11 protein-coding genes are annotated in these 11,308 nt (G+C 63.0%); 8 read left to right on the top strand and 3 right to left on the bottom strand.

Annotated features, from left to right (window positions below; translation table 11 throughout):
• A partial coding sequence (locus tag FJ426_RS30645; RefSeq protein WP_140825693.1) for a DUF1236 domain-containing protein occupies positions 1-379 on the top strand: 379 nt, incomplete at its 5' end.
• A gap of 93 nt (positions 380-472) precedes the next feature.
• Here the strand turns inward: FJ426_RS30645 and FJ426_RS30640 are convergent.
• Genes FJ426_RS30640 through FJ426_RS30630 form a run of 3 tightly spaced genes read right to left on the bottom strand, consistent with a single transcriptional unit; the run spans position 473 to position 3,162 of the window.
• The gene (locus FJ426_RS30640) at positions 473-1,582 is read right to left on the bottom strand and encodes a mannonate dehydratase (RefSeq protein ID WP_140515229.1); all 1,110 of its coding nucleotides are present in this window, start codon (positions 1,580-1,582) and stop codon (positions 473-475) included.
• Positions 1,583-1,592: 10 nt separating this feature from the next.
• Positions 1,593-2,378, bottom strand: a complete 786-nt coding sequence (locus FJ426_RS30635; RefSeq protein ID WP_140561645.1) for an SDR family oxidoreductase — start codon at positions 2,376-2,378, stop codon at positions 1,593-1,595.
• Complete coding sequence (locus FJ426_RS30630; protein WP_224671760.1) at positions 2,371-3,162, bottom strand: FadR/GntR family transcriptional regulator; 792 nt, start codon at positions 3,160-3,162, stop codon at positions 2,371-2,373. Before FJ426_RS30630 ends, FJ426_RS30635 begins: the two co-directional genes overlap by 8 nt.
• Positions 3,163-3,296: 134 nt before the next feature.
• Here FJ426_RS30630 and uxuA point away from each other — a divergent pair, with 134 nt between their 5' ends.
• The 7 genes from uxuA (at position 3,297) to FJ426_RS30595 (ending at position 11,307) form a co-directional block, all read left to right on the top strand.
• A complete protein-coding gene (gene uxuA, locus FJ426_RS30625; protein ID WP_140555658.1) occupies positions 3,297-4,481 on the top strand; it encodes a mannonate dehydratase in 1,185 nt (394 codons plus the stop codon).
• Positions 4,482-4,611: 130 nt separating this feature from the next.
• Positions 4,612-5,760, top strand: coding sequence for an extracellular solute-binding protein (locus FJ426_RS30620; RefSeq protein WP_140515232.1), 1,149 nt, complete (start codon positions 4,612-4,614; stop codon positions 5,758-5,760).
• The gene (locus FJ426_RS30615) at positions 5,760-6,611 is read left to right on the top strand and encodes an IclR family transcriptional regulator (RefSeq protein ID WP_140515233.1); all 852 of its coding nucleotides are present in this window, start codon (positions 5,760-5,762) and stop codon (positions 6,609-6,611) included. Before FJ426_RS30620 ends, FJ426_RS30615 begins: the two co-directional genes overlap by 1 nt.
• 27 nt (positions 6,612-6,638) lie before the next feature.
• Entirely contained in the window at positions 6,639-7,670 is a 1,032-nt protein-coding gene (locus tag FJ426_RS30610) for a sugar ABC transporter substrate-binding protein (protein ID WP_027027652.1), read from the top strand.
• A gap of 132 nt (positions 7,671-7,802) precedes the next feature.
• Positions 7,803-8,786: an ABC transporter permease gene (locus FJ426_RS30605; protein WP_140561642.1), complete on the top strand. Its 984-nt coding sequence runs from the start codon at positions 7,803-7,805 to the stop codon at positions 8,784-8,786.
• Positions 8,776-10,308: a sugar ABC transporter ATP-binding protein gene (locus FJ426_RS30600; RefSeq protein ID WP_140825692.1), complete on the top strand. Its 1,533-nt coding sequence runs from the start codon at positions 8,776-8,778 to the stop codon at positions 10,306-10,308. The genes FJ426_RS30605 and FJ426_RS30600 overlap by 11 nt, the downstream gene beginning before the upstream one ends.
• 3 nt (positions 10,309-10,311) lie before the next feature.
• On the top strand, positions 10,312-11,307 hold the full coding sequence (locus FJ426_RS30595) for an ABC transporter permease (RefSeq protein ID WP_140515236.1): 996 nt from the start codon (positions 10,312-10,314) through the stop codon (positions 11,305-11,307).
• The last annotated feature ends 1 nt before the right edge of the window (position 11,308 follow it).

Genomic DNA, 11,308 nt, shown 5'->3' with positions numbered 1-11,308 from the left:
TCAAGGCATGGCCTGTATGAAGACCGTTCAGCATGCGCAGGGCAAGGCCGGTACGACTACCGATCAGCAAGCGCAGGGCAAGGCCGGTACGACTACCGACCAGAGTTCAACCGCTTCAATCAACAATATATCCGTCGAGCAGAAGACCGAAATCACCAACGTCATCCGCGAGACGAAGGTGGAACCGGTCTCGAACCTCGACGTGGACATTTCGGTCGGCGTGAAAGTGCCGAAGCAGAAGGTGCGGCTGCATCGACTTCCGCACCGGATCGTCGAAATCGTTCCTGCCTATGAGAGCTATGAATATTTCCTCCTGGCGGATGGCAGGATTGTTATTGTCGATCCGAACTCATATGAGATCGTCGCTATCCTGAGTTAGGAACCGAGCCGACTAGCAAAAGCCCGCTCTCCATCGAAAGCGGGCTTTTGCGGCGCCTTCGGGCTCGAAAAATGTCAGTCGTGCGTCCCCTATTCACTCCGCTGCCATGTCGGGTGCCCGGCTTCGTACCGGGCCTAGCGCGTCGGCGTTCTGCACCAGTGCGCGCATGTAGCCCAATGCGAAGGCCTTGCCGGCGTGCCATGGCGCGTCGCAGGCCATCTCAGGCGTGTGATCGGGTATCATGACGCCTTGATAATTCTCGTCGCGCAGAATGCGCACGATCTCGGCCATGTCGATGTCGCCGTCGTCGACGAAGGTTTCGTGATATTTCGGCACTTTGCCCCGCACATTGCGGAAATGGATATAGCCGATGCGGCCACGCCGCGCGAAACGGCGCACATGGCTGTAGATCTCCTCGGTCTGCGGCATCTCCTGCAGCGAGCCGAGGCAGAGCTCCAGCCCGTTGGCGGGCGAGTCGACGATATCCATCAGCCGATCATATTTCTGCGGCCGGTTGACGAGGCGCGCCGTGCCGCGCAGCGCCTCGGCGGGTGGATCGTCCGGATGCGCAGCCATCACGACGCCGGCCTCTTCGGCCACCGGTACGATTTCGCGCAGAAAGACGCCAAGCCGTTCCCACAGTTCTTCTTGCGAGACCCTGACAGGCGCGGCGCCGGCTCGGCCCGGCCGGTAGCGCATATTCCAGACCACTCCGTCGGGCAGCGGCAGGTCGGGATCGATATTGGACAAATCGAGCCCCACGGACATGGCGTCGCCGCGCGCGAATGGCCCGCGCTGCCAGCCCCACACGCCCGCGATCGAGAAGTTGTAGCCTATGCAGGGAATGCCGGCCCGGCCGGCGTCACGCACCAGGCGCTTGAGGCCGTCGAGCTGCCTCGACCGATCGGGGCCGCCGAGCAGCACGTCGGACCAGAAGCGCGGCGACAGGTTTTCGATGCCGGCGATCTCCAGGCCGTTGTCGCGTACGGTTTTCACCAGTCCGGTGAAATCCTCGTAGCTCCACAATCCATCCGTTGAACAATCGCCCCAGCCATCCGTTTCGGTGCCGGCCGACAGCGAGGGATCGCGGCCGCGAAAATAGTTGGTCAGATGCGCAACGACATGCGTTGCGCCGGCCTGCCGGGCAAAGCGGAAATTCTCCGGCGTCAGCGAATCGCGATAGAGGCCAAGTCCGATCTTCATCCGCGTTACCCTACTTGACGCCGATGCCGGCGGTGAGGCCGCCATCGATCTTGTAGTCAGCGCCGGTGCAGAAGCCGGCTTTCGATGAACACAGGAAAGCGATGAGTTCCGCCACTTCCTCCGGCTCGCCGATGCGGCCGAGCGGATGGGCGGCGCCGAAGCGTCTGTAGGCTTCTTCGACATCGGCGTCGCTTCCATTGTCGCCACGCGCTGCCTTCTCGAGGATTGGCGTGCGGATCGAGCCCGGGCTGACCGAATTGACCCGGATGCCGGCCGCGGCATAGTCGAGCGCCAGCGAACGCGTCAGCGTGTGGATGGCGCCCTTGGCCGTGGCATAGGCGGCGACGTTCTGCTGGCAGGCGAACCCCTGCACCGAGGCGACATTGACGATGGCACCGCCGCCTCGGCGGATCATTTCGGGAATGCCGAAATGCGCGGTCAGGTAGATCGACCCGACATTGACCGTCATCGCCCGGTTCCAGGTTTCCCAGTCGGTGGTGGTCGCCGTGCCGTAGGGGTGGACCGCCGCCGAATTGACGATGATGTCGATGCCGCCGAACCTCGCGACGCCCGCTGCGACCGCGTCGCGCACCTGGTCGGAAACGGAGACATCCACCGTTTGCACCAGCGCATTCGCTCCGGCCTTGGCGAGGCTCTCCTGCATGGCGGCATTGGCCGCCCGGTCGATGCCGCAGGCGATGATCGCAGCGCCGCCTCGCGCCAGGCGACTCGCAGTGGCGAGCGCGATGCCGGTCGTGCCGGTGATCAGCGCCACCTTGTTCTCAAAATCAGACATGATGCAAATCCTTGGAAGATGCCGGACCCGGATGCACCGGGTTTGCCGCCGACATACGGGCGTTTTCGAGGTCGTCGGGAACGAAGCGCAAGCCGAAATCGAGATGCCGGCTCATCAGGTAGCAGTAGGCAATGCGGTCGCGCGCGCGCAGCGCCGCGATGATCTCGCCATGCGCGTGGCGTGTTTCGCTCAGCACCGGCCGGATGGATTTGCCGACGGTCATGATGTGCAGGATGACCGGCGACAGGAACTGATAGGTCTGCACCAGCATGCGGTTGCCGGCGAGCTTCATCAGCGCCAGATGGAAATCGAAATCGCGTTGCGCGGCTTCCTGGACATCCTTGCTGGTCTCGATCAGGCCATTGACCTCGTCCAGGGCTTCAAGTTCGGCGGCGCTGGCATTGAGGATGATGTGGTCGCCGACGCTCACTTCGATGATGCGGCGAAATCCTTGTATGTCGTGAAAGGACGTTTTCGATATGTCCATTTGCGCGGCGAAAAAATTCTGGATCGCGACATTCTGGCGATCGGCGAGCACCGCGCCGACGCGCGGCTTGGGATCGATCAGCCCATAGGTTCGGATGGTGCGCAGCGCCTCGCGTATCGTGTTGCGGCTGGCGCCGAACAGTTCGCCAAGCTCCCGTTCGGTGGGCAGCACATCGCCGATGGACATGGCGCGATTGCGGATGAGGTCGAGGATCTGCCGCACGGTCTGGTCGACGGCGGAACTGCTGATCCCGGCTTCGTCTGCCGCCTCCATCGAATCGTGGCTCGCCTGTTCCACCGCAAAACTCCTTGCTATTTGTTGGACCACCCTAGGGCTCGATCCACAGGAAATCAACTGTATGGCGACGGAAAGGTTCTGTTGACAGGCTTGTGGTCCGACAATATGGTCGCCGCCAACCCTGAGGAGGCTTCATGGAACAGTGCTGGCGCTGGTATGGTCCCGATGATCCGGTGACGCTTGAACATGTCAGGCAGGCCGGCGCCACCGGCGTTGTCTCCGCGTTGCACCAGATCTATGACGGCCGCGCCTGGCCTGAGGCCGATGTGCTCGAGCGCAAGCGGATCATCGAGGCGGCTGGCCTGAAATGGTCGGTCGTCGAGAGTATTCCGGTGCACAATTCCTTCAAGATCGGCGCGCCCGAGCGCGAGCGCTATGCCGGCTACTACCGCGACAGCATCCGGGCGCTCGCCAAGGCCGGCATCGAGACGATCTGCTACAATTTCATGCCGGTGGTGGACTGGACCCGCACCGACCTAATGTATCGCCTGCCGACAACCGGCTATGCGCTGCGCTTCGATGCGATCGATTTCGCGGCCTACGATCTTTTCGTGCTGCAGCGCAAGAACGGTGCGGCAAGCTATACGCCGGCGCGTATCGCCGAGGCCGAGAAGCGGCTGAAGACGCTGACGCCGGAGCAGATCGACCGGATCGAGCGCAATCTCATCGCCGGCCTGCCGGCGACCGAACGCAGCTACAACAGGGACAGTTTTCGCGAAGCCCTGGCGGAATACGATTCGATCGGGCCGAACGAACTGCGCGACAACCTTGCCTGGTTCCTGCGCGAGATTGTTCCGGCGGCCGAAGAGGAGGGGGTGCGCATGTGCATTCATCCCGACGACCCGCCCTTCTCGCTCTATGGCCTGCCGCGCGTGGTTTCGACGGCGCAGGACGCGCGTTTTATCCTCAACGCCGTCGACAGTCCCGCCAATGGACTGACCTTCTGTACCGGCTCCTATGGCACGCGCGCCGACAACGACATCGTCGCCATGGTCAAGGAATTCGCTGACCGCATCCACTTCGTCCACCTGCGCAACATCACCATCGAGGAGGACGGCTCGTTCTATGAAGCCGAGCATCTCGAAGGCGGCACCGACATGGCGCACGTTATCCTGGCTCTGATGCAGGAAGAAAAGCGCCGCCGCGAGCAAGGCCGGGCCGACTGGCAGATCCCGATGCGGCCGGACCATGGGCATCTGCTTGCCGACGACATCGGCAAGAAAAAGATCAACCCCGGCTATTCGCTTATCGGACGGCTCAAGGGTTTGGCTGAACTGCGCGGCATCATGCGCGCCGTGGAGCGTTTCGATCTGGCTTGAAGCGATGCATCGGCCAGTCGGGAGGATGTGTGCGCTTTTTGCGCAAATGAAAACAAGTTGCGCATATGAAAAATGGTGCTAGTGTCGATGGCGAGCCGGCTATTGCCGGTGCCGGGAGGATTTGAGTGGCATGACGAAGCTGCGCGGACTGGCGTGGGATCATAGACGATGCTGGGGTCCGCTGGACGCCAGCATCGAGTCCTATTGCGCCGCGCATCCCGGCCTGGAGATCCAATGGGACCGCCGCAGCCTCTATGAATTCGGTGAGGGCGCCCTCGGTCCGGTGCTCGGCACTTACGATCTGGTCGTGTTCGACCATCCCTTCATCGGCGATATCGCCCAGGATGAACTGATGGTCCCGTTCGACGCTTATCTGTCGGCCGAACAGATCCATTTCTTCGAACGTGACTCAGTCGGGGCGTCCTGGCGTTCCTACCAGAAGAACAGCCGCCAGTGGGCGCTGCCGATCGACGCCGCCTGCCAGGTCGCCTCCTATCGGCCGGATTTGCTGGAGCGCTACGGCCCGGTGCCCGGCACGCAGCAGGACGTGCTGGAGCTTGGCCGGCGCGCGCGCAGCGACGGCAAGTGGCTCGGCCTGCCCTTCGTGCCGACCGACGCCATGTGTCTGCTTCTGACGCTTGGCCGTCCCCAGGAAGATGGCGAGCAATTCATCGCGAAGGAAATGGTCGAGCAGGCGATTGCGCAATTGCGCGAGCTTGTCGCGCTTTCGCACCCGGACTCGTCGAAGTGGAATCCGATCCGCTGCTACGACCACATGATCGCGCATGACGACGTTGTCTACGTGCCGTTCGCCTTCGGCTATGTGAATTACGCCTCGAAACCCGACAGGCCCCATCTGCGCTTCGCCGACGTGCCCACCCCGCAAGCCGCCGGCGCCTTGCTCGGCGGTGCCGGCATCGGCGTCAGCGCCCAATCGAAGCACAAGCAGGCCGCGATCGACTACGCACTGTTCCTGTGCTCGCCCGAATACCAGCGCGGCGACTATGTGAAGTCTGGCGGACAACCGGGTTCGCTGGCTGCCTGGAAGGATGCCGGGGTCAATGGTCTTTCCGGCGATTTCTTCGGCTCGACGCTGCGGACGATCGCCTCGTCCTATCTGCGTCCGACCCATCCGGGCTTCATCGCCTTCTTCCGCGAATGCGCGCCGCATGCCGCCGCAGCCATAGCCGGTGACATGTCGGCGACCGAACTCGCAGGCCACGTCAACAGCCTCTACCGCGAAACCAGGCAAGTCCAGCCGGAACGGAGCGTCGCCTGATGGCCGCCAGCGTTGCCGAGACGCTCGACGAGGGCGAAAGCGGCCGCAACGGCTATCGCGTGCCGGCGGTGGAGAAGGCGCTCGACGTTCTGGAATTCATGGCCTCCAGCGCCGAAACGCTGACCCAGACCGAGATCGCGACCGGCCTCGGCCGCTCCATTCACGAGATCTACCGTATCCTGCTTCTGCTGGAGAAACGGGGCTATATCTTTCGCACGCAATCGGACCGTTTCCGGCTGTCGCTGAAGCTGTTCGAACTGGCGCACATGCATCCGCCGGTAAACCGGCTGGTGGAATGCGCTCTGCCGGTGATGCGCGAATTGACCGCCAATGCCGACCAGAGCTGCCATCTCGTGGTGCGCGAGGGCCAGAACGCACTGGTGGTTTTGCAGATCGATTCGCCGCTGCCGATGCGCTACTCGGTAGCACTCGGGTCGCATTTCCCGATCCTCGAAACAAGTTCGGGTGCCGTGCTGCTCGCCCATTCGAACCGGGCCGAGCGCGACCGCATCGTCGAGCGCATCGTGGCCGCCGGTGAGGGCCAGGGCACGCGGGCCGAAATCGAGGCGCGGCTGAACGAGGTCGCCAGGCTCGGCTACGAGATGCGCGCTTCCTTGGCCGTTGCGGCCTGCACCAACATCTCCATGCCTGTGCACGATCACACCGGTGCCGTCATCGCCGCGCTAACCGTGCCGCTGCTGCCGCAGAAGGCGGCGCGGTTCGACAGCGAAACCGTCTTCGAACGCACCCGCGCCGCCGCCGAGAAGATATCGGCGGCACTCGGCTGGGGCGAAGCCACCAACTCCTTACGTGCCGACCCGGAACGGCGGGACTATCCGTTCAGCGACTAACAAAAGCGATAAATCTGGGAGAAGAAAATGCTCTGGTCCAAGTCAATCCTGTTTGCGTCCGCCGCCGTGCTGGCGCTCGGCGCCGCCGCCGCGCATGCCGAGAACATGCCCAAGCGCATCGGCTACGTCACCAACTACGCCACCCATGAGTGGTATCAGAACGTCATCAAGGGCATGAAGGCTCACGGCAAGGAACTCGGCATCGAGGTCGAGGTGCAGGATGCCAATCTCGACATAGCCAAGCAGGTCGCCGCGGCCGAAGACTTCATCGCCAAGGGCGTCGACGTGCTGATCATCACCCCGGTGAACGAAGAAGGCGTGGTGCCGCTGCTGCGCCAGGCCAAGGCCGCCAACGTGCCGGTCGTGCTGGAAGGCAATCCGGTCAAGGGCATGACGACCATGGTCGCCATCTGCGACTACGACACCGGCTATTTCTCCGGCGTCGAGGCCGGCAAATACGCGAAGGAAAAGCTCGGCGGCGTTGCCAAGGTGATGAATGTCGGCCTGCCGCTGCTTTCCGCCACCGTGCTGCGCTCGCACGGCTTCATGGACGGGCTGAAGACCATCATCCCCGATGCGGTCATGGTCCACGATCTCGACGGCGGCGGCAATCCGGACCGCGCTCTCGAAGTGTCCTCCGCGGCACTGGCCAAGAACGCCGATATCAACATCATCTACGGCATCAATGATTCGTCTTCGTTGGGTGGCCTGCAGGCCTGGAAAGCGGCGGGCAAGTCGCAAGATGGCCTGTTGACGGTCGGCACGGGCGGCGAAGGGCTTGCCTTCATCAACGCGATGCAGAACGAGCCTTCCTACCGCATCGAAGCCGCGATGTTCCCCGAGAAGGAAGGCTTTACCGCCATCGATGCCGCGGTGAAGCTTTTCAACAATGAGGAAGTGCCGGAGCACATCGTCAGCCCGACCGCGCCGATGAACGGCGACGATTGGAAGAAGTTCTATGACTATGACGGCACCACCCGCACCATCAAATGGGATGCCGTCAACGCGCTGCAGCCGCCGGCAAAGTGCATGAAGACCTCCGCCGACCTGAAGAAATAAGGCCGGCCGATATCGCCCTTCCCGTGTTGCGGGAAGGGCAGGCGGCCAGGACCTTTCGGTGGCCAAGACAAATGCCGGGTTCGACACGACAGGTTCCAGAGGGACCAGGCAAACGGCCGGGAATGGACTGAAATGAGCGAGCTTACACAGGCCTCCGCGTCGAAGCGTTTCATCGGCGGCAACCTTCTGGGCAGCAGCCAGCTCGTGCTGAGCGCAATCCTGGCCGTGCTGTGCATCGCCATCTCGATCGCGGCGCCGCAATTCTATTCGGAGGCCAACATCATCGCCATCCTGCGCCAATGCGCTCTGGTGCTGATCGTCGCCTCGGGCATGACCATGCTCATCATCACCGCCGAGGTCGACTTGTCGGTCGGCGCGTCGCTCGCCTTCGTCGGCTGCATCGGCATGGCGGTGCTCAATTCCACCCATAGTCTTACGCTCGGCATGCTGGCGGCGCTCGCCTTTGCCGGCGGGGTCGGCCTGTTCAACGGGCTGGTCGTCACCAGGCTCAGGGTGAATTCGCTGATCGCCACCATCGGCACGATGATGATGCTGCAGGGCGGCGTCTATCTCTTCACGCGCGAGGCGGTGCAGAACCACAACCAATTGGCAAACTTCACCGATCTCGGCGCCGGTTATGTCGGCCCCGTGCCGGTTCCCGTCATCCTGGCGGCGCTGATCTTCGTGGTTGCCTATGTGACGCTGCGCTTCACCACGCTCGGCCGCTACCTCTACGCGGTCGGCGCCAATGAAAAGGCGGTGCGCCTGTCAGGCATTCGCTCGGAACGGCTCAAGCTGTTGGCCTTCGTCGTCACCGGCCTGTGCGTCGGTGTTGCCGGCATGATCCTGTCGTCGCTGATGAATGCCGGCCAGCCGACCGCCGGCCGTGGCTTCGAGCTGACGGTGATTGCCGCCGTCATCCTCGGCGGCACCAGCCTGCTTGGTGGCCGCGGTTCGCTGTTCGGTACCTTGCTTGGCGTTCTGGTGCTGAAGGTGATCGACAACGGCATCATCATCCTCGGCTGGAACCAGGATTTGCAGATGGTGGTGCCGGGCATCGTCATCATCCTGGCAACCTATCTCGACATCATCCGGAACAGAGCCAATGTCCGTTGATTTCCTGCATCCTGGCGAAGGCGCGGCCATCGATACCGATGTGCCGGCGCTGGAATTGCGCGGCATCGGCAAGCGCTTTCCCGGCGTCGTGGCGCTCGACAATGTCGACTTCACCCTGGAGCCCGGCAAGATCCATGCGCTGATGGGCGAGAACGGCGCCGGCAAGTCGACGCTGATCAAGATCATGGCCGGCGTCTACGGCAAGGATGCCGGCTCCATCCGCATGCACGGACGCGAGGTCGACATCAAGTCGCCGCGCGACAGCTTGAAGCAAGGCATCAAGGTCGTGTTCCAGGAGATCGCGCTGATCTCCGAATTCGCCGTTGCCGAGAACATCTTCCTGGAAGGCTATCCGACCGGCAGAAGCGGCTCCATCGACTGGAAGAAGATCCGCGCCGATTCAGCCGCGCTCTTCGACCGCATCGGCTTCAACGTCGATCCGGCGGCGCGAACCGGCTCGTTGCCGGTCAGCCAGCAGCAAATGGTCGAGATCGCCCGCGCGCTCGCTCATGAAGCCCGCGTGGTGGTGATGGACGAGCCGACATCCTCGCTGACGCCGAACGAGGTTTCGCTGCTGTTCACCGTCATCCGCCGGCTTGCCGACCTCGGCATCGCGGTGGTCTATGTCAGCCATAAGCTCGACGAAGTGTTCGAGATCGCCGACACGGTGACGGTGCTGCGCGACGGGCGCCACATCTCGACCAAGCCGATCCGCGAGCACACCAACGACACGCTGATCCAGGACATGATCGGCCGGCGCATCGAAAATCTGTTTCCCCGCAAGCGTGGCGCACCGGCTAGCAAGGTAGCCCTGTCAGTGGACAAGCTCAGCACGGCGAAGAAGCTCAACGGCGTGTCCTTCGAGGCGCGCGCCGGCGAGGTGCTCGGCTTCTTCGGGCTGATGGGCGCCGGTCGCACCGAACTCGCCAAGGCGATCGTCGGTTACGATCCGATCACTTCGGGCACGATCACCGTCGACGGCCAGCGCCTCTCGCCGCACGATACGCGCACCGGCGTCAGGTTAGGTATCGGTCTGCTCACCGAGGATCGCAAGAGCGAAGGGCTGATGGGCGAGCTGCCTGTCTACCAGAATGCCAGCCTCGCCTCGCTCGGCGCCTTCGCCCGCATGGGCTTCGTCGATAAGGCCAGGGAACACAAAGCGGTGCAGGATTACGTCGACCGCTTCCGCATCAAGACGCCCAGCCTGTTCCAAGAGGTGAAGAACCTGTCTGGCGGCAACCAGCAGAAGGTGCTGATCTCGCGCTGGCTGATGCGCGGCCTCAAGGTCATCGTCGTCGACGAGCCGACCCGCGGCATCGATGTCGGCGCCAAGTCGGAGATATTCGCCCTGATCGACCGGCTCGCCGGCGAAGGCTTGGCTGTCGTCATGATGACGTCGGAGATGCCGGAACTGCTCGGTCTTGCCGACCGGGTCGCGGTGATGTGCGAAGGCCGCCTGACCGCGATCATGCCGCGCGACGAAGCCACGCAGGAGAAGATCCTCAATGCGGCGATCGGATAAGACATGAGCGTTGTGAATACAGTCTCCGCGAAAGCCCGGCCGTCCATGCTGGCGCGGCTCTTTGCCCGGCAGGAATTGGCGCTGCTGGTCTGCCTCGTGCTGGTGCTGGCTTTCTTCTCCGTTACCGTCGAGAATTTCTTCTCCGTGCGCAACATGACCAATGTGCTCGGCCAGGCCTCGCTCGCGCTCACCGCCGGCATTGGCTGCGCCATCGTCTTCATTTCCGGCGAGGTCGATATTTCGATCGGATCGCTGCTGGCGACCATTGCACTGCCGCTGATCATCATCATGAACGACACCAATTCGCTGCTGCTCGGCGTCGGCGGCGCGCTGTTGTTCGGGCTGATCATCGGTGTCGTCAACGGCTATCTCACCGCCTATGCCGGCATCAACTCGCTGATCGTGACGCTGGGCACGATGTTCATCATGCGCGGCGGCGTCTATCTCTACACTGGTCAGCGGGCGATCCCTGACGATGCCAGCCTCGACAGCTTCATCGCGCTGTCGGATGGCCGCCTGTTCAACGTCATCCCCTATTCGGCCGTCATCGCCATCGTCCTGCTCGCCGCCTTCGCCTACATGATGCAGCACCGGCCGTTCGGACGGCAAATCTATGCCGTCGGCGGCAATCAGGAAGTGGCCCGTCTTGCAGGCTACGACGTGCGGCGGGTCAAGTTCATCTGCTTCATCATCAGCGCGCTGCTGGCGACGGTCGCCGGCATCATCCTGGCCGCGCGGGTCGGCTCGGCACAGCATACGGCGGGGCTCAATTTCGAATTCCAGGTGGTTGCCGCCACCGTGCTCGGCGGGGTCAGTCTTGCCGGCGGCATCGGCAGCCTGACCGGCATGGCGCTGGGCGTGCTGATCCTGCAATTCCTGTCCAACGGCCTGCGCGGGCTTGGCCTGCCGACCGAGTGGCAGCTGGTCATCACCGGCATGATCATCATTGCCGCGGTCGCCCTTGATGAAGCGAAACGCCGGCGTGCGAATGGAGGCTGAA

Source organism: Mesorhizobium sp. B2-6-4 (assembly GCF_006441495.1).
In the GTDB taxonomy this organism is placed as follows: Bacteria; Pseudomonadota; Alphaproteobacteria; order Rhizobiales; family Rhizobiaceae; genus Mesorhizobium.
The sequence above is the reverse complement of the archived record's forward strand: the minus strand, read 5'-3'. Positions and strand labels throughout refer to the sequence as shown.

Coding starts and splice junctions, on each gene's coding strand:
- FJ426_RS30605 (WP_140561642.1), top strand. CDS start 7,803: ATGAGCGAGCTTACACAGGCCTCCGCGTCGAAGCGTTTCATCGGCGGC.
- FJ426_RS30635 (WP_140561645.1), bottom strand. CDS start 2,378: ATGTCTGATTTTGAGAACAAGGTGGCGCTGATCACCGGCACGACCGGC.
- FJ426_RS30610 (WP_027027652.1), top strand. CDS start 6,639: ATGCTCTGGTCCAAGTCAATCCTGTTTGCGTCCGCCGCCGTGCTGGCG.
- FJ426_RS30595 (WP_140515236.1), top strand. CDS start 10,312: ATGAGCGTTGTGAATACAGTCTCCGCGAAAGCCCGGCCGTCCATGCTG.
- FJ426_RS30600 (WP_140825692.1), top strand. CDS start 8,776: ATGTCCGTTGATTTCCTGCATCCTGGCGAAGGCGCGGCCATCGATACC.
- uxuA (WP_140555658.1), top strand. CDS start 3,297: ATGGAACAGTGCTGGCGCTGGTATGGTCCCGATGATCCGGTGACGCTT.
- FJ426_RS30640 (WP_140515229.1), bottom strand. CDS start 1,582: ATGAAGATCGGACTTGGCCTCTATCGCGATTCGCTGACGCCGGAGAAT.
- FJ426_RS30620 (WP_140515232.1), top strand. CDS start 4,612: ATGACGAAGCTGCGCGGACTGGCGTGGGATCATAGACGATGCTGGGGT.
- FJ426_RS30615 (WP_140515233.1), top strand. CDS start 5,760: ATGGCCGCCAGCGTTGCCGAGACGCTCGACGAGGGCGAAAGCGGCCGC.